The 20,134-nt window shown below is 62.7% G+C and carries 18 protein-coding genes; 10 read left to right on the top strand and 8 right to left on the bottom strand.

Features of this window, described 5'->3' with window-relative positions; all coding sequences use genetic code 11:
• Positions 1-232: 232 nt before the first annotated feature.
• Positions 233-556 (bottom strand): hypothetical protein, encoded by a 324-nt coding sequence (locus ACIGJE_RS01695; protein WP_367626149.1) that lies wholly within the window; start codon positions 554-556, stop codon positions 233-235.
• On the opposite strand from ACIGJE_RS01695, the gene ACIGJE_RS01690 reads away from it, so the two are divergent.
• From ACIGJE_RS01690 to ACIGJE_RS01675, 4 genes are all read left to right on the top strand, one after another.
• Complete coding sequence (locus tag ACIGJE_RS01690; RefSeq protein ID WP_415087017.1) at positions 545-2,494, top strand: BTAD domain-containing putative transcriptional regulator; 1,950 nt, start codon at positions 545-547, stop codon at positions 2,492-2,494. The genes ACIGJE_RS01695 and ACIGJE_RS01690 overlap by 12 nt on opposite strands.
• 171 nt (positions 2,495-2,665) lie before the next feature.
• Positions 2,666-3,355 (top strand): hypothetical protein, encoded by a 690-nt coding sequence (locus ACIGJE_RS01685; protein ID WP_311937638.1) that lies wholly within the window; start codon positions 2,666-2,668, stop codon positions 3,353-3,355.
• 38 nt (positions 3,356-3,393) lie between these two features.
• Entirely contained in the window at positions 3,394-4,626 is a 1,233-nt protein-coding gene (locus tag ACIGJE_RS01680; protein ID WP_311937636.1) for a YcaO-like family protein, read from the top strand.
• Positions 4,623-5,384: a TfuA-like protein gene (locus ACIGJE_RS01675; protein ID WP_311937635.1), complete on the top strand. Its 762-nt coding sequence runs from the start codon at positions 4,623-4,625 to the stop codon at positions 5,382-5,384. The genes ACIGJE_RS01680 and ACIGJE_RS01675 overlap by 4 nt, the downstream gene beginning before the upstream one ends.
• A gap of 57 nt (positions 5,385-5,441) precedes the next feature.
• Here ACIGJE_RS01675 and ACIGJE_RS01670 read toward each other — a convergent pair whose 3' ends face one another.
• A complete protein-coding gene (locus ACIGJE_RS01670; RefSeq protein WP_415087013.1) occupies positions 5,442-6,011 on the bottom strand; it encodes a hypothetical protein in 570 nt (189 codons plus the stop codon).
• On the bottom strand, positions 6,008-8,827 hold the full coding sequence (gene secA, locus ACIGJE_RS01665) for a preprotein translocase subunit SecA (protein WP_311937631.1): 2,820 nt from the start codon (positions 8,825-8,827) through the stop codon (positions 6,008-6,010). Before secA ends, ACIGJE_RS01670 begins: the two co-directional genes overlap by 4 nt.
• Before the next feature lie 648 nt (positions 8,828-9,475).
• Between secA and ACIGJE_RS01660 the strand changes: the two genes are divergently transcribed.
• The 3 genes from ACIGJE_RS01660 to mutT all read left to right on the top strand — a co-directional run bounded on the left by ACIGJE_RS01660 (position 9,476) and on the right by mutT (position 12,229).
• Positions 9,476-10,468, top strand: coding sequence for a peptidylprolyl isomerase (locus tag ACIGJE_RS01660; protein ID WP_311937629.1), 993 nt, complete (start codon positions 9,476-9,478; stop codon positions 10,466-10,468).
• A 112-nt stretch (positions 10,469-10,580) separates the two neighbouring features.
• Positions 10,581-11,819, top strand: a complete 1,239-nt coding sequence (gene argJ / locus ACIGJE_RS01655) for a bifunctional glutamate N-acetyltransferase/amino-acid acetyltransferase ArgJ (protein WP_311937627.1) — start codon at positions 10,581-10,583, stop codon at positions 11,817-11,819.
• Positions 11,816-12,229: an 8-oxo-dGTP diphosphatase MutT gene (gene mutT / locus ACIGJE_RS01650; protein WP_311937625.1), complete on the top strand. Its 414-nt coding sequence runs from the start codon at positions 11,816-11,818 to the stop codon at positions 12,227-12,229. Before argJ ends, mutT begins: the two co-directional genes overlap by 4 nt.
• A 15-nt stretch (positions 12,230-12,244) precedes the next feature.
• Here mutT and ACIGJE_RS01645 read toward each other — a convergent pair whose 3' ends face one another.
• The 3 genes from ACIGJE_RS01645 to ACIGJE_RS01635 form a co-directional block, all read right to left on the bottom strand.
• Positions 12,245-12,814, bottom strand: a complete 570-nt coding sequence (locus ACIGJE_RS01645) for a hypothetical protein (RefSeq protein WP_415087010.1) — start codon at positions 12,812-12,814, stop codon at positions 12,245-12,247.
• Positions 12,815-12,896: 82 nt separating this feature from the next.
• Positions 12,897-13,754 carry a methyltransferase domain-containing protein gene (locus ACIGJE_RS01640; protein WP_415087008.1) on the bottom strand — a complete coding sequence of 286 codons (858 nt, stop codon included), beginning with the start codon at positions 13,752-13,754 and terminating at the stop codon, positions 12,897-12,899.
• A 26-nt stretch (positions 13,755-13,780) separates the two neighbouring features.
• Complete coding sequence (locus ACIGJE_RS01635) at positions 13,781-15,136, bottom strand: hypothetical protein (protein ID WP_367626160.1); 1,356 nt, start codon at positions 15,134-15,136, stop codon at positions 13,781-13,783.
• Positions 15,137-15,558: 422 nt separating this feature from the next.
• Between ACIGJE_RS01635 and ACIGJE_RS01630 the strand changes: the two genes are divergently transcribed.
• Positions 15,559-16,365, top strand: coding sequence for a TrmH family RNA methyltransferase (locus ACIGJE_RS01630; protein ID WP_415087006.1), 807 nt, complete (start codon positions 15,559-15,561; stop codon positions 16,363-16,365).
• A 14-nt stretch (positions 16,366-16,379) separates the two neighbouring features.
• On the opposite strand, the gene ACIGJE_RS01625 is transcribed toward ACIGJE_RS01630, so the two are convergent.
• Entirely contained in the window at positions 16,380-17,654 is a 1,275-nt protein-coding gene (locus tag ACIGJE_RS01625; protein ID WP_311937615.1) for an arsenic transporter, read from the bottom strand.
• Positions 17,655-17,807: 153 nt separating this feature from the next.
• Between ACIGJE_RS01625 and ACIGJE_RS01620 the strand changes: the two genes are divergently transcribed.
• Both ACIGJE_RS01620 and ACIGJE_RS01615 read left to right on the top strand, forming a co-directional pair.
• The gene (locus ACIGJE_RS01620; protein WP_415087034.1) at positions 17,808-19,061 is read left to right on the top strand and encodes an MFS transporter; all 1,254 of its coding nucleotides are present in this window, start codon (positions 17,808-17,810) and stop codon (positions 19,059-19,061) included.
• A 69-nt stretch (positions 19,062-19,130) separates the two neighbouring features.
• Positions 19,131-19,894 (top strand): IS5 family transposase gene (locus tag ACIGJE_RS01615; RefSeq protein ID WP_440727486.1). Its coding sequence is split into 2 segments (ribosomal slippage): positions 19,131-19,466 and positions 19,469-19,894, totalling 762 coding nucleotides; the frame shifts between segments, so codons are not numbered across the junction.
• Positions 19,895-19,907: 13 nt separating this feature from the next.
• On the opposite strand, the gene ACIGJE_RS01610 is transcribed toward ACIGJE_RS01615, so the two are convergent.
• Complete coding sequence (locus ACIGJE_RS01610) at positions 19,908-20,126, bottom strand: hypothetical protein (RefSeq protein ID WP_483679147.1); 219 nt, start codon at positions 20,124-20,126, stop codon at positions 19,908-19,910.
• Positions 20,127-20,134 lie beyond the last annotated feature (8 nt).

Genomic DNA, 20,134 nt, shown 5'->3' with positions numbered 1-20,134 from the left:
CGGAAGCAGGGGAAACGCGTCTTTCCCGCAGCCTTGCTCATGGGAGCGAGGGAGGTCCTAAAATTACGAATTCCTGCAATTTGTCGGGGCATCGGCAGTATATTTTTTGGAGAGCTTCTGGTAGAGGTCGGAGATTCCTTGTAGTCTTTCTGTATTAAATTCCATTTTTTGCGTTTTAGTTTTGCGGTATTTACATAATAATGGTAGTTTTATCAATTTTTTAGGGCGGAGTTCAAATATAATTATATATTACGTAAAGATTTTTGAAAATAATTCTCATTATTTTCTTTTGCATTTTGGCGGCTGGTGTGACGCCGGTGTGACTTGAGGCGAGGATTTCTGGCCAATTCATTGACTTGAATGGATTTTGTAACACAGTGTCGCCACGGTTCACGAACTTGGCGGTGCTCGCGCGAGTTTCCCACGGGCGCGAGCCGGCGTTGTTCGGATCGATAGTGCCAGGCCTTATGGGGGAGCGGGCGCGGTTTTCGTCCGTCAACCATGCGAAGGGAGCTGGGATCGACGAATGAATGCTGAGCGGGACATGATCGTTCATCTGGTCGGCGTGCCTCACATGGCCAAGCCGACCGAGGGGGTATTTCCGGCCAAGGGCTACATTCTCATCGCCATGCTGCTGCTTGCCGGCAGCGGCCGGATGAGCCGCCAGGCGGTGGCCGCCTTGCTCTGGGATGATGCGCCCGAGGAGAAGGCACTGACCAATCTGCGTCAGTTGCTGGTGCGCATTCACAGGTGCTGGCCTTATGAGGAGCCCCTGATCGAGACCAGCGGCTCCCATCTGATGGCCGGCTCCAGTGCGCAGCGTTCCGATCTGGCGAGCATCCTTGCCCTGCAGAAATCGGCTGTGCTCGCCGAACGGGTGGAGGCGGTGCTGCTGGCGCGAGGCGATCTGCTCGACACCATCGACACCGGCGGCGGCGAACTGGCTCAGTGGTTCCGCGGCGAGCGCGAACGCTTCCGCCGCCTGGTGCTCGGCTTGGCCGCCGACGTGCTGCTGGAAATGACCCGCTTCGGGCGCGCGCCCGAGCGTGAGATCGATATCATTGGCGAACGCATGCTGGCCTTGGAGCCGGAGCGGGAGGAAAGCTATCGAGCTTTGCTCGAGGCCTATGGGCGAAACGGCAATTTCGATGCGGTGAACCGCACCTATGCCACCCTCGTTGCCGTTCTGAAGCAGGAATTGGACAGCGAGCCGCGTCCCGAGACGATGGCGGCGATGCGGCGCATCCTGGCGAACGCGCCGAGAGCGCGCCTGCATGTGGTATCGGACCGGTCCAGCGAAATGCAGGGCGACGCTGACCGGGAGGTCTCGGCAACGCGTAGCCTGGTCGGCCTGCCAAGGGTTGCCTTGTTTCCTCCCAAGGCGTTGGCGGGAGACCAGCTCCACTACCTGCATCGCGCGCTCATCGAAGATGTGGCCAATGACCTGTCGCGTCATCGAACCTTCGCGGTGATTGCGCCCCATAGCAGTTTCGAGGTCGCGGATTCGCCGGACGCGGAGCGGCTGGCGGCGCTGAGAAGCGGCTATCTCATTTCAGGCTTCATGCTCCCCGATGGCGAGCATATGGCTCTGAGATTGACGCGTCAGCCCGGCGCCGAGATCATCTGGGCGGCGGAATATCCGATCGGCCTGGATAAATTGCCTTCCACCTTCAGGCGTATTACCCGGCAGATCTCGTCGACGCTCGCGAGCGAGATCGAGCGCGATCAGCTCGACCGGATGAGGGCCGATCCGAAGCCGAACGCCTACCGGCATTATCTGGAAGGCCAGACCCGCCTGAAGAATTGCGACCTGCCGAAACTGCGCCGAGCCCGGGCGGAGTTCAAGCAGGCCATCAGCGAAGACCGCTCCTTTGCGCCGGCCCATGCCCGCATCGCCCAGACCCTGCAGCTCGAATGGCTGATGCTCGGGGGGAATGACCCCTATCTCCTGCATCAGGCCCGTCACGAGGCCGAAACGGCGCTCGCCATCGACGGTGGCATCGGCGAGGGCCATTGGATGGCGGCGGTCGTCGCGCTCTATCAGCGCGATTTCGACTATGCGGCCGAGAAATTCCTGGTCGCCGAGGCGCTGAATCCGCATTCGGCGGACCTGTTGTCCCACCATGCCGATGCTTTGTCGCATCTCGGCTTTGCCGATACCGGGTGGGAGCGCTTCCAGCGGGCGTTGGAGCTCAATCCGTTCCCGCCTGACTATTACTGGTGGTTCGGCTGCACCATCGCGATCCGGCGCAGGGATTTCGCCACGGGAATCGAGCTGTGCAAGAACATGAGCAGCGAAGATGCGGTTCTGCGTGTCCTGGCCATGTGCCACGGCCTCATGGGCAATGTGGACGTGGCGCGCCAATATGGCAGGAAGCTCGCCGAAATGTATCCCGGCGCAACGGCGCTCGAAATGGCTCGCCTCGCGCCAGACCGGCGTAGCGAAGATATCAATCTATGTGCGGAAGGATTGAGAATAGCTGGCTTGGATTGATTTTGTCATCTCCAAAAATTCTCGAATTTGACTTTAAATATAGAGATTAAAGCCTGCTACTCGTGTATTGGGGTGACGTTGGATAGCAACGATCGATTTGTACGAAATAAAATTCCATAAGCTGGCGTGCATTCGAGGGTTGCTGTCTTTTTGAAAGGAGCAGGAGGGGATATGTCCACCGAGCGGATGTTCGTCATCGGGAACCGAGGCGCCGGGGTTGTACTCATCAAGATGAGCCCGTTGCGCGTTGTCGAAATCAGCCACGATGAGATCGTTAAATATAGCCAGGCAACCTCGAGCGACGGCTACGCGAAAGTCGTTGCGGCGCTGTGGCGGTTGATGGCGGACTGCCGAGCCCCGACCGCTTCGGGAAGTGGCATAGACCCCAGCAGTGCCCAGGGTATCGAAGCTCTCGTGGCTGCCGGCGTGCGGCTGTCCGAGGTCGATTTTGCGTTCGGAACCGATATTTTCACGGATGCCAACGGTCAGCTGCATGCGGGGATCCAGAGCCAGGCCGGTGTTCAAACCCAAGCTGGCGTGCAGTCCCAGGCAGGGGTGCAGTCCCAGGCCGGCGTACAGTCCCAAGCCGGCGTACAGTCCCAAGCCGGCGTACAGTCCCAAGCCGGCGTACAGTCCCAGGCGGGCGTGCAGTCGCAGGCTGGTGTCCAATCCCAGGCGGGCATCACCAATCAGGCGGGGATTACCAACCAGGCCGGCATCCAACCCCACGCCGGCATCCAGACGACCATCCAATCGAATGCGGGCATTTATTCCCCGGTCGAGGCGGCGCTGCGGCAACTGATCGGTTCGGACGGCGATACGCTGCAGAACGCAGTCCTATCGGATGATGCCGGCAAATAATGCCTGACCAACTGCACCATCTCCTCGAAGGAGGGGAGTTGCTCCCGACGGATCCAGGGAAGACGGCGGATTGCGGTTCGCCGTTTTCCCTGCAGTCGTTGGCGCCGTTCCGCATCACCCGCTGCGGTGACATCACCGGGCTCGATATCATCGGCATTCCCGTCTGGTTTGCGACGCGGCCCAATTCCCGCGCCTTGTCGGTCAGCCAGGGCAAGGGCCTGACGCATGAACAGGCGCGGATCGGCGCCATCATGGAATCGATCGAAGGGGCCGTCGCCGAACAGACGAAAGAACTGGTCTGCGAATTCGCGACGGCGACGGAGATGGTGGCTCGCAGGCGAAGGCTCGTGCCCCTCGAGAGATTGTCGCGCTGCAAATATGCTCTCTTCGATCCCATGCGCCAGCGCGCCTGGGTGCGCGGGGTCCATCAGCGATCCGGTGCGGAGGTCTACGCGCCCTATGAGCTGATCGGGCTCGATACGCGCGTGGGATTCCCTTGGGACTACAGGGCCTTTACCGTGGCGTCCACCGGCCTTGCCGCCGGGCGGACATTCGAGTTCGCTGCTACCCGGGCCTTGTTCGAAGCCATTGAGAGGGATGCCACCCTGCCGGTGGAGCTCTTCGGGCTTTCCAGCACTTTCGCACGGCAGTTGCTGTGGCAGCCAGGCTCGCATGCCGGGCTCGACGAAGCCATCGGCAAGGTTTCCGCCGCAGGCCTGGTGCCCCATTTCTACCATGTCAGGGGCAAGACGGACCTTCCCGTCGTCGGCGCCGTGATAAGCCGGCCCGTCCTGGATGAGCAGGGAGCCGGGGAGCGACTATCCGGTGGCTATGCCTGCCGCCTCGATGCAGGGGAGGCCATGCTGGCGGCGCTGCTGGAAGCCGTGCAGTCGCGCCTGACCAACATAGCCGGCGCACGGGACGACATGGATCCTTCGCAATATTACGTCGCGACCAGCGCCGTGCCCTTGCCAAGGGAAGAGGCGGTGACGCTGTCGGTCCTGGCCGAGCGCTATCCGAGCCGAAGCAGTCTTTCGGACGCTGAGCGCCTGAGTGTGACGCTGCAGGCGTTGGCCCATGCCGGCTGCGAGGATGTCTTCCTGTTCGACCTCGCCTCTCCCTCACCCCTCGCCCATGTGGTGAGGATCCTGACACCGGGGCTGGGCGCCTATATGGAGGGCGACGTCGCCTCCGTCAGCGTCAACGACCTCATTCCCAGACAGGTGACGGTTGGCGGGCCGGCCGGAGCCGCCAGAGAAACCCGCCCATGACCACGATCCTCTTCACGGGTCCCAGCCTTCACGGCGTCGACCCTGCCTTGCTCGAGGGCTTTGCGGTGCGCCCGCCCGCAGGCTGCGGCGATGTGCTGGCGGCGGCGATGACCGGCGCCGATGCCATAGGCCTGATCGACGGCGTCTTCGACCACGCGCCCTCGGTTTGGCACAAGGAGATCCTCTACGCCCTCAGCGAAGGCATCCCGGTCTATGGCGCCGCCTCGATGGGAGCGCTGCGCGGTGCCGAATGCGCCGCCTTCGGCATGATCGGCATCGGCCGAATCTTCGAGGACTATGCCAGCGGGCGCCGGGTGGCGGATGCCGATGTCGGCGTGGCGCATGCGCCGGCCGAGTTCGGCTATGCACCGCTCAGCCTGGCCCTGGTCGACGTCGAGGCGACGCTGGAGGCCATTGCCGAGGCCGGAGCGCTGCCGTCTACGAGCTGCGAGGCCCTGCTGGCCGCGGCACGGCGCATCCATTTCAAGGAGCGCACCTGGCCGGATGTCGTGGCGCAGTCGGGGCTTGCCGATGCCGCCTCGGTGGAAGCGGTGCTGGAGCACCACGCCGTCAGCCAGAAACAGGCCGACGCCCTGGCCTTGCTCGCCCGTATGCGGGCCGATGCCGGCAAGCCTTTCGCCAAGCCGAACTTCACGTTGTCGCAATCGGGCTTCTTCGCCGTGCTGCGCCAGCGGGTGGAGGACAGGCTGGAGGAGGAGGAGGCAGAGGCGGACGAGGCAGAGGCGGACAAAGCCTGAGGGCTGCGACGCCGGTTCCTCGATTTCTGTATCGAAGCCGGTGAAGCCGCTCCTGCCTCAGGCGGCCTTGGACGCGATGCCGCCGATGAACCGTCGTCGCGCCGTCTCATCTTCGAAGGCGCGGTGGGGAATGGCGAGCGAGGAATCGAGTTCGTCCATCCACAACACGACCAGGCCCTTCAAGTCGGAGACATGGCCGATGGTCTTGCGCGCGAATGTCAGGCTGAGATCGGGAATGTCGGCGCGGATCGAGTGCATATCCCAGGTGACATGATAATCACCTTCGAAAAAGCCGCGTCGTGTGCCGTGGCGAACGGCCTTGCGCGCATGCCATCTCGACAGGGCGAAGTCGCAGAGGCGGGTGATGAGATAGCCTGCGAGCCCGAAGGCGAGTGCCAATTGCAGGTGCTCGATTCCGATGGCACCGATCAAAGCAAGAAGGATGACGAAGCCGGCGAGGAGCAGGACGGGCAGGTAGTAGTAGCTGCCCTGGTCCATGGGCTCCCGCCGCAGGGCGTTGCGACGCCCGGCGGCCAGTTCCCTCCACAGCAGCACTTCCTCCGGCGTGAGGCGATAGGTCAGCACCGTCGACAGGCCTGCGGCCGGATGCGACGACGCGTCGCTCAAGCCAGTTGCCCGTGGCAGTGCTTGTACTTCTTGCCCGAGCCGCAGGGGCAGGCCTCGTTGCGGCCGACGCGGCCCCAGGTGGAGGGATCGTCGGGGTTGCGATCTTCCGGCGCCACGATGCGCTGGGCCGGGCTGTCGGCGGCCGGGAAGGGTGAGCTCAGCTGGGCTGGCGGAAAACCGGAGCCGGGCATGGCGAACTCGTCCTCGCCGGTGAGCGGGTCGATATGCTGGCCGAACATCTGCGGCAGAGCGGGCTCTTCCGGCTGCTGCATGACCTGCAGGCGGAACATGGTGCGGGTGACATCCTCGCGCCAGCGGTTCATCAGGTCGGAGAAGAGCTGATAGCCTTCCGACTTGTACTCGATCAGCGGATCGCGCTGGGCCATGGCGCGGAAGCCGATGACCTGGCGCAGATGGTCGAGCGTGACGATGTGGTCGCGCCACAGATTGTCGAGCGTCTGCAGGAGCACGGCCTTCTCGACCTGACGCGTTACCTCCTCGCCGAAGCCGGCGGCCCGCTCGGCGGCGTGCTTGTCGGCCGCTTCGGTGATGCGGTGGGTCAGCTCCTCGTCGGCGATGCCCTCTTCCTTGGCCCAGTCGGTGATCGGCAGGTCGAGGCTGAGCACGTCGTTCACCGACTTGTGCAGGCCTTCGGTGTCCCACTGCTCGGGATAGGCGTTCTCGGGCACATGGGCGCGCACCGTGTCGTCGATGACGAGATGGCGGAAATCGGCGATGGTCTCGCCCACCGACTCCTGCGCCATCAGCTCGCGGCGATGCTCGAAGATCTCCTTGCGCTGATCGTTCAGCACATTGTCGTATTTCAGGATGTTCTTGCGGATGTCGAAATTGCGCGCCTCGACCTTCTGCTGCGCCTTTTCGAGCGCGCGGTTGATCCAGGGATGCACGATGGCCTCGTCCTCCTTGAGGCCGAGCTTCTGGAGCATGCCGTCCATGCGCTCCGAACCGAAGATGCGCATCAGATCGTCCTGCAGCGACAGGAAGAAGCGCGAATGGCCGGGGTCGCCCTGGCGGCCGGAGCGGCCGCGCAGCTGGTTGTCGATGCGCCGGCTCTCATGGCGCTCGGTGCCGATGATGTAGAGGCCGCCGGCGGCGAGCGCCTTCTCCTTCAGCCTGGCGACCTGATCCTTGATCCGAACCTCCGCCGCTTCGCGCTCAGCTCCCTCGGCCAGGTCGGCGAGCTCGACCTTGATGCGCATGTCGGCATTGCCGCCGAGCTGGATGTCGGTGCCGCGGCCGGCCATGTTGGTGGCGATGGTGATGGCGCCGGGCACGCCGGCCTGGCTGACGATGAAGGCTTCCTGTTCGTGGTAGCGGGCGTTCAGCACGGCGAAGACCTTCTCCTCGGCCGTGCCCTGGTCGCCGTCATAGAGCGAGGCGAAGGCGTTCGGGTCGGAGAAGTCGCGCTGCTTGTAGCCCTGGCCAGAGAGATAGGCGGCCAGCGTCTCGGACTTTTCGATCGAGGTGGTGCCGACCAGGAGAGGCTGGCCGCGCTGGCGGCATTCCTCGATCAGGCGCACGATCGCCTTGTATTTCTCGTCGACCGTCCGATAGACCTCGTCGTCGTCGTCGATGCGCTGCACCGGCCGGTTGGTCGGGATCTCGATCACTTCGAGATTGTAGATGTCCATGAACTCGTCCGCCTCGGTGGCGGCGGTGCCGGTCATGCCGGCCAGCTTGGCGTAGAGGCGGAAATAGTTCTGGAAGGTGATCGAGGCCAGGGTCTGGTTCTCGGGCTGGATCTGCACCCGCTCCTTGGCTTCGAGCGCCTGGTGCAGGCCTTCCGAATAGCGTCGTCCCGGCATCATGCGGCCGGTGAATTCGTCGATGATCACCACTTCGTCGTTGCGGACGATGTAGTCCTTGTCGCGGGTGAACAGCTTGTGGGCGCGCAGGGCCTGGTTGACATGGTGGACGATGGTGACGTTGGCCGCATCATACATCGAGCCGTCGCGCAGCATGCCGGAACCCGCAAGCATCTGCTCGACACGTTCATTGCCCTTCTCGGTGAGGCTGACGGTGCGCTGCTTCTCGTCGAGCTCGTAGTCATCCTTGTCGAGCTGCGGCATCAGCGCGTCGATGGTCTGGTAGAGCTCGGGGCGATCCTCCAGCGGGCCGGAGATGATCAGCGGTGTGCGGGCCTCGTCCACCAGGATGGAGTCGACTTCGTCGACGATGGCGAAGGCATGGCCGCGCTGCACCATCTGCGCCATGTCGTATTTCATGTTGTCGCGCAGATAGTCGAAGCCGAATTCGTTGTTGGTGCCGTAGGTGATGTCGCAGGCATAGGCCGCGTGGCGTTCCTCGTCGGTGAGGCCGTGCACGATCACGCCGGTGGTCAGGCCGAGGAAGGTATAGACACGGCCCATCCATTCGGAGTCGCGGCTGGCCAGGTAGTCGTTGACGGTGACGACATGCACGCCCTTGCCGGCGAGGGCATTAAGGTAGACCGGAGCGGTTGCCACCAGGGTCTTGCCTTCGCCCGTCTTCATTTCGGCGATGGCGCCCTCATGCAGCACCATGCCGCCGATGAGCTGGGTGTCGAAATGGCGCTGGCCGAGCACGCGCTTGGCCGCCTCGCGCACGGTGGCGAAAGCCGGCACCAGGATGTCGTCGAGGGTCTTGCCGGCGGCGAGCTGGGCCTTGAACTCGTCGGTGCGGGCTCGCAGAGCCTCGTCGGACAGCGCTGCCACTTCCGGTTCGAGCGCCGCGATGGCGGCGATTTTGGGTTTGTAGGCTTTCAGCCGGCGATCATTGGAGGAGCCGAACAGTTTCTTGGCGAGCGAGCCGAACATAGAAGGCCTTCAAATCTTCGCGCCTCGCGGCGGCGTGATACCTGACCGGAGAGGGGCTCCGGTCATCGTGTCAACCCCGGCCGTGAAGGCCGGGGAACGGAAACCGGACATCGCCCGGGCGCTGTCCGATGTGAGGCAACCCGCTTCCAATCACCGTGCGCTATGGCACCAGCATGGCGGCATGCTCCCGATACGGCAAGATGGGCGCAGTCCGATGCAGCGGGAATCAGGCTGCCTTATGAAATTGTGTGAACCGACGGCCGTAATGCCGGCGCCCCGGTTCGAAGGGCTTGCCGGCCGGACTCACTTAAGTATTGGGGTTTGGGGTGTCAATCGACCTTAGGGTCTACCACGCCGGTTGACCGGGGCATTTGGCTGAAAAATCCGTAATTTTTTGCCGTCACGCCGCTATGGCTCGGTCATTCGTCGCAAAGCGCCGGCCTCGTCACAGTTTTGACGACAGGCCTTCCTAAAAGGCGGGCGAAGCGCTGGCCGTTCGGCGACATTGACCTTGCTTTTCTCCTGTCCTATCAGCGCTGCGTAGGCGTTCGTCCCGGGATCAGGAGCAATGCGGGCCTGTTGCCGAAACAGCGTCCGTCCGGAGCCTGACTGCTTCCGGGTCCGCCCCCGCTCTCGAGGAACCTGCCCATGATGTCACTTCGCCGCGCGCGTCCAGCCGCGACCCTGCTCGCCAGCGTTGCCTTCCTGGCCTTCGCTGCCGCGCCTTCCAACGCTGAAGACGCGGCGAAGCCCGCCGCCCCGGCTCCGGCAGCCCAGCCCGCTCCCGCAGCGCCCGCGTCGCAGGCGACCCCGACCATCAGCGTGGATGGACAGCCCATTACCCAGGACGATCTCAATGCCGTGGAGCAGGAGATCGGGCCGAGCCTGTCACCCCAGCTCTCGCCGGCCAAGCGGCAGGACATCATCATCAACGCCGCCATCAATCTGCGCGTGGCCGCCAATGCGGCCGAGCAGCAGAAGGTGCTTGATGAAGCCGAGGTGCAGAAGAAGCTCGCCTTCTACCGCCAGCGCATCCTGATCGATGCTCTCGTCGCCAAGGCCGTCAAGGAAGCGGTGACCGAGGACGCGATCAAGAAGGCCTATGACGACCAGGTCAAGCTGATCCCGGCCCAGGACGAAGTGCATGCCCGCCACATCCTGGTGGCGAGCGAGGACGACGCCAAGAAGGTCGAGGCCCGGCTGAAGGCGGGCGAAGATTTCGCCAAGGTCGCCAAGGAAGTCTCGAAGGATCCCGGCTCCGCCGAGCAGGGCGGGGACCTCGGCTGGTTCACCAAGGATCGCATGGTCAAGGAATTCGCGGAGGCCGCCTTCGGCATGAAGCCCGGCGAGGTCTCCCAGCCGGTCAAGAGCCAGTTCGGCTATCACATCATCAAGCTCGAAGAGCGCCGTCCGCAGGCTCCGCCGGCCCTCGACCGCGTCAAGCAGCAGATCTCGGACTATCTGACCCAGAAGACGCAGCAGGAAGTCTTCGCCAAGCTGCGCGCCGCTGCCAAGATCGTGCAGCCTCCGGCGGCACCGGCCGATCCTGCGGATGGAAGCATGCAGCTTCCCGGCGGCGATGATCAGGCCCCGGCCACCCCGGCCCCTGTCACGCCGGCTCCGGCCGCTCCCGCCCAGTAAGATCGGGTGTGCCGGTCTTCGGACCGGCACTTTCTTCACCGACCGTGCCGATCCCATTCCATCGATAGGTCAATGGAACTGAGGAGATCGGCACACGCCATCGAGGAATACCATGGCCAAGGCCGCGCCGCTGTCCCCGCTCGCTCCTGCTCGTTTTCCCGACTTGCCGCCGGTGGCGGGTGTCCGGATGGCGACGGCCGAAGCCGGTATCCGCTACAAGGGCCGCACCGACGTGCTGTTCGTCCTGATGGACGAGGGCACGCAGGCGGCTGGCGTGTTCACTCGCTCCAAATGCCCGTCGGCGCCGGTCGACTGGTGCCGTGCGGCGCTTGGGGATGGCAGCGCGCGAGCCCTGGTGGTCAATTCCGGCAATGCCAATGCCTTCACCGGCAAGAAGGGCGCCGAAGCGGTGGCCCTTACGGCGGAACTCGCCGCCGAGGCCGCCGGCTGCCGTCCGAGCGAAGTCTATCTCGCCTCCACCGGCGTGATCGGCGAACCGCTCGATGCCGGCAAGTTCAGGGGCGTGCTGGTCGAGACCGCCGGCCGCGTCTCGCCGGGTGCCTTCGAGGATGCCGGCCGCGCCATCATGACCACCGACACCTTCCCCAAGGGGGCGACCGCCCGCGTCGATTTCGGTGGCGTGCCGGTGACCATCAACGGCATCGCCAAGGGGGCCGGCATGATCGCGCCCGACATGGCGACCATGCTCTCCTTCGTCTTCACCGATGCGCCGATCGCCGGAAACGTGCTGCAGGGCCTGCTTTCCAAGAGTGTCATCGACAGCTTCAACGCGGTCACCGTCGACTCGGACACCTCCACCTCCGACACGCTGCTGCTGTTCGCCACCGGCAAGGCTGGCGGCACGCCGGCGACCGAAGCGGCCGATCCGCGCCTGGCCGATTTTGCCAGGGCGCTCGACGGCGTGCTGCTCGATCTCGCCCAGCAGGTGGCGCGGGATGGCGAGGGCGCGCGCAAATTCGTTACCGTCGAGGTGCGTGGCGCCACCTCCAAGCAGGCGGCCCGGCGTATCGGCCTGTCGATCGCCAATTCGCCCCTGGTCAAGACGGCGGTGGCCGGCGAGGACGCCAATTGGGGCCGCGTTGTGATGGCCGTCGGCAAGGCCGGCGAGGAGGCCGACCGCGACCGGCTCGCCATCTGGTTCGGCGACATCCGCGTCGCCGTCGATGGCGAGCGTGACCCGTCCTATGACGAGGAAGCGGTTTCCGCCTATATGAAGGGGCAGGCGATCACCATTGCCGTCGACATCGGGCTCGGCGAGGCGGGTGACCGGGTCTATACCTGCGACCTCACCAAGGAATATGTCGCCATCAACGGCGACTACCGGTCGTGACCAAACGCCTGCTTCTCGTCGCCGCCTGCGCCCTGGTCGATGCCGACGGGCGCGTGCTGATCTCCCAGCGCCCCGAAGGCAAGGCGCTGGCGGGCCTGTGGGAGTTTCCCGGCGGCAAGCTCGAGCCCGGCGAGCGCCCCGAGGAAACCCTCATCCGCGAGCTGCACGAGGAGCTCGGCATCGAGGTGAAGGAGGAGTGCCTGGCTCCGCTCACCTTCGCCAGCCACAGCTACGAGGATTTCACCCTGCTGATGCCGCTATGGATCTGCCGGCGCTGGGAGGGCACGCCCCATGGGCGGGAGGGTCAGGCGGTGAAATGGGTGCTGCCCAGGAAGCTGCGCGACTATCCGATGCCGCCTGCGGACGAGCCGCTGATCCCGATGCTGATCGACATGATCCCGGCGCGGTAAGTCGGGAACGCAGGCTCAATTCCTGGAAGCGGCCAGGGGCGTGAGGTCGGGCAGGCCGGGAAAGCCGGGATAGTCCCCATTGAAGGTGAAACAGCTCAGCAGGGTTGCCTTGCCGTCTTCGAGGGGAGCGACGCGTACCTGTCGCCATCGTCCCCCCTTGTAGGCGCCGATGCCGCTCGACCAGCCATTGGCCTCGGCACGCAGGCCGAGCCCTTCGCTGGTGGCGCGAATCTTCCTCAGATAGGGATCGATGGCATAGGCGACGGCGCGAGGTTTCGCCTCGATCACCAGCCCCCACTGCCAGGCCCTGGAGGTGGGCTTGGAGCCCAGCGTCGACTGCAATTGCCGATAGGCCCTGATATCGAATCCATGTGCCCGAACCGGCTTGGCGAAAACGAGTTCGTCCCATGTGCCGGCTTTGGTGACGACGGAGCCGCGGGTTGCCGGTCCATTGTGCGCGATATAATCGCGCAGAGCCTCGAAGAATTCAGGCTCGCACCGGGCAAAGTGCTGCGCCATCGAGGGGGCAGCCTGCGCCTGTGCCGCGGCAGCCAGGAAGGCCATGAGGGCCACGATCGATCGCATGGTATGTCCCTTCTTCATGGGCGCTGCCGAACATGGCGGTCGGGTGCCTGGGATTGCGCGACCGCCCCGGGACGAGGCCTCGTCACTCCTGCCTGTATTCCTTCACGCCCAGGGCGTCGGCGAGACGGGTCTTGGCCGACCCCGGCTTCAGCGGTTTCTGCTGGTCGGCGTGGGGCGCCCAGCCGGAGATCCAGACGATTTCGAAGGTGGCGCGGATGCGTCCGTCCGGATCGGAGAAGCGCTCGGCATAGATCTCGGCCATGCGCAGCATGGTGGCGCGGCGGGTGAAGCCCTTGCGGCGCTGGACCAGCATGTTGGAGGCCCCCATCGCCCTGAGGTCGGCCATCAGGGCGAAGGCGTTGTCGTAGCGCACGGTGAGGACGTCGCTGTCGGCGACGGGCAAGGCAAAGCCGGCCCGCTGCAGGAGGCCACCCATGTCGCGCACATCGGCAAAGGGGGCGACGCGGGGCGAGACGCCGCCTTCCATTTCCAATTCGGCCTCGGAAAAGGCAGCTCGCAATTCGGTGAGCGTAGAGCCACCGATCAGGGCGGCCAGCAGCAGCCCATCCGGCCTGAGGGCACGGCGGACCTGGCTCAACAGGCCCGGCAGGTCGTTGACGAACTGCAAGGCGAGGGCAGACAGCGCAAGATCGATGCTTTCGGGCTGAAGAGGGAGCGCCTCGTTGCCGATGGCGACGTCCTGCCACTCGGCGGCAAGGCCTGGGCGCACCGCCTGCGCCAGCACGGGCGAAAGCGGCCCGATCTCCGCCGCCCGTTCGAAGGGACGCAGGATCACGGCGAGGCGGTCGGCCATGTCTTCGGCGACGTGACGCAGCAGGAAGTCCGCGGGAGCGACCGCGGCGCGCCGGCGATGCAGGGCCAGCGCATGGGGATCGAACAGGAGGGGCGTGGTCATGCCCGCTATGTAGGGCATTCCCATGCGCTTTTCACCTGCCGGTTGGTTTTTCAGATCGATGGGCTGATCTGAAGGGTCTCCACCAGCTTCATCAGCCGACGATGCAGACCATCGCCGATCTGGTTTCTGAAGTAGTCGGCTTTTTCCAGCAATATCTGCTTGTCGAGGAGGGCAAAGTAATGCGGATTGTCCCTCAAGGTTTGATAGGCACGCGCTCCTTGCCCCGAGACAAAACACAGCAGGATGAATTCCTGCACATAATCCGGATCCGGACCCCGAATTGAAATCGCCGAGTCGAGCGCTTCGACGAGCGAGAATATCTGCTGTTTGATAGCCTCTTCGGACGCGCCCGCATCCTGATCGTTCGAGATGGCCGCGTAGTGCGAGTCGATTTCCTTCCTGATTGCCTCAACGTCAGCGCTGACGGTCTGGAGCGACAGGCCCGCATGCGCGTCGTAACCGTGGCGAAATCTCTCTTGAAGGGCACCAAGCGGCTTTAGCAGCTTCGCGATCTCCAAAGGCAATGCGGGAGGCCGTTTTGCCGACAGGGTGCCGGGCTCCATCAAGTCATTTGCTGCTAGGCCAAGCATCTCGCGGGCATGAGCATAGTCATCAAGGGCAAGAGACAAGGCGTCTCCCAGCAGGCGGGATTCGAACGAGCGCGTCCAAGTTGCGCTGTTACGCATCAGGCGCTCGCCAAGTTCAGCCGGGAAGTTGAATTTCAACACGCTCTCGATGCCTGCTGAAATGAGCAGGGTGCGTCTGGGCAATTCGTACAACGACCCCGCACTTTCGACGACGAGCGCATCCTTGGCATCGTAGTAGATTTCAGGCGCCCACCCTCCATCGTATCGGTCGCCGCCCGGGTCGACGGCCCAATTGTCATCAAGGCCCAGAAAGGTCTTGAAGGATTGCGGCACATCGACGGGACCGCCCTCGAATGAGAAGCCGGCGACGTTCTCGCTGCCGAAAATGTGCTGCGTCTGCGCGATGAGAGGGCGCATTGGGTAGAGAAAGTGCGTCAGTATGCGGGGATCGTGGAATGGGTAGGCCGATACGCCGATGCGCCAAGCGGTACGCAGGCGATAGAGGTAATGTGAATAAGCCCTTCTGATTGGACATCTGATTCCGATCAGCAATCGAATGTCATCATTCGGCAGGGCATGCTTTATATTACTTACGTAGGTAGAATTTCGTACAAGATAATGAGCCGTTCCATCGATGAACGTCTTGTTTTCGTCTTGCTCGAGAAAATTTTCGAGATATTTTTCCCGCCCTATTTTTCGGTAAAATGCTCCCGTTTCTTTTGTGTGGGGGAGGTTGAATAGCTCGCTATGCTTCGCAAGCTGGCCGTAAAGATAGGTCGTTCCTGCCTTTCCGAAGCCTGGGATGAAGAGGAATTTCATATGGCGGCACTCAGCATGAATAGGACCATGTGCCAATATCCAAGTGTACTGGGAACGATATTGAAATTTTGACAGCCATTGGTGATTTAGAGCTTTTCATTTATAAGGCTTACGTTAGTGAACGTGATCTTTGCCTCAACGTCAAGGGCTCAGTCGCCTGCACCGATGGTGTGCGTCGACGGCGTCTCGTGATGCGGCCTATCCGTCGATTGGGCTATGCAGTTTACGGAGGACGCTCTATGCACGAGGTCCCGCGTTTTGATGAAGTTCATGTCGCCTCCAGAGCAAACGCGCGTTCATGACTGGATGCTTGTTGGTTCCAGCTCCTTGTGTCCAAGCCAATCCAGCGGATTGGCCAAAGTGTCTTTGCGATTCTTGGTAACCCCGTCAGGCCGCTAGACGCTATAGGGTCTCGTTGTTTCGTGCATGTTTCTGCAGCTCCAATTTTCATTGATAACTCTTCCGATCCGCGTATCGAGGCGTATCGCGATATCCGCGAGCGCGATCTCAAGGGACGGGGTGGGCGCTTCGTCATCGAGGGGGAGGTGGTGCTGCGCACCGCTCTCCAACTCGGGCGTTTTGCCATCGAATCCATTCTGATCGCGGAGAACAGGACCGAGCCGCTTGCCGATCTCGTCGCCAAGGTGCCCGCCGGGATCCCGGTCTACAGCGCCTCGCGCAGCGTTCTCGACGATATTGCCGGCTTCCCCATGCATCGCGGCATCCTGGCCATGGGTTTGCGGGGGGAGGGAGGGACGGCCGAAAGGCTGCTTGCCACCGCGCCGGAAAACGCCCTGTTCGTCGGCCTTTCGGCCATTGCCAATCACGACAATATGGGCGGGATCTTCCGCAATGCCGCAGCTTTTGGCCTCGACGGCGTATTGATCGACGGAACCTCCTGCGATCCGCTCTACCGCAAGGCGATCCGCGTTTCCGCTGGCGCAGTCCTCATGACGCCCTTCGCGCAGGGAGGCGACATCGGGGCCCTCTGCGACGCCCTGCTGGCGGCCGGTTTCGAGGTCCTGGCCACCAGCCCGGCCGGCAAGGAGCGTCTCGCCGATATCGAGCCTGTGGGCCGGCAGGCCGTCTTGTTCGGTGCCGAGGGGCCTGGCCTGCCCGAGCATGTCCTGAGGCGGCTGCGGACCATCCGTATCGACATGAGAGGCAGTTTCGATTCCCTCAACGTCGCCACGACGAGCGGCATTGTGCTGCATCACCTGGCAAGGTAGCGCTTCCGGCCGGCTCAAGAATTCTGGATTGCGAGGCTGGCGATCGCAGCCAGGAGCGCGGGGAACATGACGACGGTCCCGATCTTGAGGAACTGCCAGAAACCAACCTTTATACCCTCGCGTCGCAACGCGTTCAGCCAGAGGATCGTGGCCAGCGATCCGGTGATCGACAGGTTGGGGCCGAGATCGATTCCAATCAGGATCGAGCCTGACAGAGCGGGCGATGCGTGGATCGACTGAACGATGTTTCCTGCGACGAGGCCGGCTGGAAGGTTGTTGACGAGATTGGCGACGATGGCGGTCAGGACACCGGCGGCAGGTGCACCGAGCTGAGGATGCATTTCCGTCAGGCGGCTGACGGACTCGGCCAGCATGTCGAGGACGCCGCTTGTCCCGAGCGCTTCCACCACCACGAACAAGCCCGCCACCAGCGGAATGACGCTCCACGAAATATCTTCGAGCGCTTGCGAGGGGAATTGGCGCTTGATGATCGATACGATCGACAGGGTGAGAATCCCGCCGGCGAAAGTGGGCCAACCCAGATCGACGTGGAGCGCGGAGGCGGTTATCAGGCCGATGGCCGTTACTGTCAGCCCCAGTCCCGCCACCTTTCCGGTGAGGGAAAGGCTTGTGCCCGGCACGCGAGCGGCCAGCGTTTCGGCCGCCAATGCCGCGCGCTGGTTCCACAAAAGCGCGGCAAAGGTGATTGCGATGGCAAGCGCCGAGGGGAGTGCGAAGGTCGATAGCCAATCGGCGAGGGCAGGCATGTGACCCCCATTGAAGATCACCAGATTGGCAGGATTGGAGATCGGCAACACGAAACTGGCCGCGTTCGCGGTAAACGCGCAGATCAGGAGATAGGGCAGAGGGTCCTTGACCCTGGCCGCCTGGCAGGCTGCATAAACGGCTGGGGTCAGGACGACGGCGGTTGCATCGTTCGACATGAAGACCGTCACCAGAATGCCGACGAGATAGGTCAGGGTGAACAGCTTGAACGGGGAGCCTTTCGCATGGTTGGTGGCTATCAGAGCCAGCCAATCGAACAGGCCTTCCTGTCGTGCCAACTCGGCGATCAGCATCATGCCGATCAAGAACAGATAAACGTCCAGGCCCTTGGCGATGCCCGCCCACGCGTCGAGCAAGGGTATGGCGCCTGCGCCCGTCAGCAGCGCTGCCGCGAGGACGGCCCACACCGCCTCCGGCCACTTGAAGGGCCGGATCAGCAAAGTCAGCGCTGTCAGGGCTGCAACGGAAAGGCTGAGAATCGGGGCAGAAACTTGAAAGACCATGGGGGACTGTATGGGTGCTCTGGCGAGCCCGTTCGAAAGCGATCACATTCTGTTGTGCTTGTCCGATCCTTTATTTGATACGCAGTAAGCGCGCTAGCGAAAATCCCCTATCCACCCCGCCGGGTTCACCGTATAGCGCATTGTTGAAAAGGCCTGACCTCCGGAGCCGTCGTGACGCCCCGCGCCCCTTCCGTCTTTCATCGCTCCCTCTTTGCCCTTTCTGTCCTGAACTTCTTCCTTGCCGATGCTCGCGATGGCTTGGGACCCTTCCTCGATGGTTTTCTCGCAACGCACGGGTGGGAGCCATTCACGCTCGGTGTCATCGCGACGATTGGGGGCGTGTTAGGAATGGCGTCCACCCCCTTGTTCGGCGCGCTTGTCGATGCATCGGCTTACAAACGAACACTGATTATCCTGCCCGTTATCTTCGTGACGACGATGGCCCTGTGGACGTTGGCGACCCCCAACGGCTTTTCGGTCTTCGGAGGCCAATCAGCGACGGCCATCGTCGGCGCCGTCATTGGGCCCGCACTCATGGGCTTGACGCTTGGCCTTGTCGGAGAAGAGCGGTTCTCCCGCCAGGTGTCTCGAAACGAGTTCTGGAACCACACCGGAAACGTTGTCTCCTTGGCGGCGATTTATGCAGGAACACTTCTGTTCGGCATCCATGGCGTCGTTGGGCTCATGCTGTTTGCTGCTTTCGCCACGATCGCGGCGACGCTCGCCATCGATCCCAAGCAGATCGACCATCAGGTAGCGCGTGGGCTGGCGCACCATGATGGATCGGAAGCCCCCTCCGGGTTTTCGGTCCTGGCAGGCAGCAAGGGACTAATTCTGCTCAGTCTGGTTTTGATGATCTTTCATTTTGGGAATGCCCCCATCAGCCGCCTGATCGCGCAGGCCTTTTCGATTCAGCTCGGCACCCCTTTCCGGACCACCGCGATCACGACGGGCGTTTCACAACTTTCGATGATCGGCATGGCATTGCTGGCGCCCTGGCTGATCAGACGGTTCGGCTTGGCCACAATATTCATTGTTGCCTTGGCGGCCTTGCCGATCCGCGGTGTGATTGCGGGGACCTTTCCCTCCTTTGCTTTCGTCTTTCCCGTGCAGTTTCTCGACGGTGTGGGCGCCGGCCTGATCGGCATAGCCACGCCCATCGCCGCTGAACGCATTCTGTCCGGTACCGGCCGCTTCAATGTCGGCCTTGCTGCCGTCATGACCGTGCAGGGTATTGGGGCCTCACTCAGCAACGTCGTCGCCGGCTGGCTTACCGATTTGGGCGGCTATGGTTTAGCCTATTGGGTTCATGGTGGCGTGGCATTGGTGGCACTGGCGCTGTTCGTGTGGGGACGCCACGACATCGCGCCACGCACGCCTTCCTCGACCGCGACGGCCGACCGCTAGGAGTTGTGGACTCTTGGGATTCCCAAGAGTGGGGGGTATGTGATTCAAAGCTGTCTTTTGGAGGCAGCGATGGGTGTTTTGGACCGTCTGATTCTACGCGACGATCAATGGGAGCGTATTTCGGCGCATATTATCGGTGACGAACGGACGCGCGGTTCGTCTGGTCACGATAACCGGATGTTTGTGGAAGCGGTGTTGTGGATCGTGCGCACCGGTTCGCCCTGGCGTGACCTGCCCGAGGTCTTCGGTGAGTGGAACAGTGTCTTCCGTCGCTTCAGCCGTTGGAGCCATAAGGGTGTATGGTGGCGCATCTTCACGGCGATGTCGGACGATCCGGACTTCGAGTATCTGATCGTTGATTCCACCATCATCCGTGCCCATCAGCATGCTTCGGGCGCCAAAAAAGGGGGTCTGAAGATCAGGCCCTTGGCCGTTCTCGCGGCGGCCTGAGCACCAAGATCCATATGGCTGTCAGAGGTCTTGGCTGCCCGGTGCGCTTCACCCTGACCGCCGGCCACAGAGGCGATTGCCCTCAGGCCTATGCCTTGATCGACGGCTTACCCGCCAAGGTCGTGATGGCCGACGCCGCTTACGACGCCGATCGCCTGCGCCAGGCAATTGCAGACAAAGATGCTGTGGCTGTCATCCCAAGCAACCCGTCGCGGGCTCGAAAATACCCTGTCGACAAGCACCTCTACGCCCAGCGCCACCTCATCGAGTGTTGCTTCTCAAAGCTCAAGCAGTTCCGACGGGTCGCTACTCGTTTCGAGAAAACCGCTAGAAATTATCTCGCCGTCATAACCCTTGCCGCTACAGTTCTATGGATCAGATAAGTGTCCACAACTCCTAGAGCATCGTGCCGAAAAGTGGATGCCGGTTTTTAACAAAAGCGATGCGACAACAATAACTTACAGCATCGGACTCGATTCCGAAATCGAGTCCGATGCTGTAGCGCTCGAAGCGCCGAGAGAGCGCCTGCCTGATCCCGATCACCGCAAGAAGGAACGGAACTGGATTCTGCGAGCAGGCCCGTTGGCAACATCCACGTGCCAGCAGGCCCGCCATCCGCGACC

The organism is Labrys sp. E2SS-1L, assembly GCF_057073705.1.
The sequence above is the reverse complement of the archived record's forward strand: the minus strand, read 5'-3'. Positions and strand labels throughout refer to the sequence as shown.

Bases quoted from the DNA above. Each gene is read 5' to 3' on its own strand.
- ACIGJE_RS01690 (WP_415087017.1), top strand. From the start codon at position 545: ATGATCGTTCATCTGGTCGGCGTGCCTCACATGGCCAAGCCGACCGAG.
- ACIGJE_RS01695 (WP_367626149.1), bottom strand. From the start codon at position 556: ATGAACGATCATGTCCCGCTCAGCATTCATTCGTCGATCCCAGCTCCC.
- ACIGJE_RS01685 (WP_311937638.1), top strand. From the start codon at position 2,666: ATGTCCACCGAGCGGATGTTCGTCATCGGGAACCGAGGCGCCGGGGTT.
- ACIGJE_RS01675 (WP_311937635.1), top strand. From the start codon at position 4,623: ATGACCACGATCCTCTTCACGGGTCCCAGCCTTCACGGCGTCGACCCT.
- secA (WP_311937631.1), bottom strand. From the start codon at position 8,827: ATGTTCGGCTCGCTCGCCAAGAAACTGTTCGGCTCCTCCAATGATCGC.
- ACIGJE_RS01660 (WP_311937629.1), top strand. From the start codon at position 9,476: ATGATGTCACTTCGCCGCGCGCGTCCAGCCGCGACCCTGCTCGCCAGC.
- argJ (WP_311937627.1), top strand. From the start codon at position 10,581: ATGGCCAAGGCCGCGCCGCTGTCCCCGCTCGCTCCTGCTCGTTTTCCC.
- ACIGJE_RS01645 (WP_415087010.1), bottom strand. From the start codon at position 12,814: ATGCGATCGATCGTGGCCCTCATGGCCTTCCTGGCTGCCGCGGCACAG.
- ACIGJE_RS01640 (WP_415087008.1), bottom strand. From the start codon at position 13,754: ATGGGAATGCCCTACATAGCGGGCATGACCACGCCCCTCCTGTTCGAT.
- ACIGJE_RS01635 (WP_367626160.1), bottom strand. From the start codon at position 15,136: ATGAAATTCCTCTTCATCCCAGGCTTCGGAAAGGCAGGAACGACCTAT.
- ACIGJE_RS01625 (WP_311937615.1), bottom strand. From the start codon at position 17,654: ATGGTCTTTCAAGTTTCTGCCCCGATTCTCAGCCTTTCCGTTGCAGCC.
- ACIGJE_RS01610 (WP_483679147.1), bottom strand. From the start codon at position 20,126: ATGGCGGGCCTGCTGGCACGTGGATGTTGCCAACGGGCCTGCTCGCAG.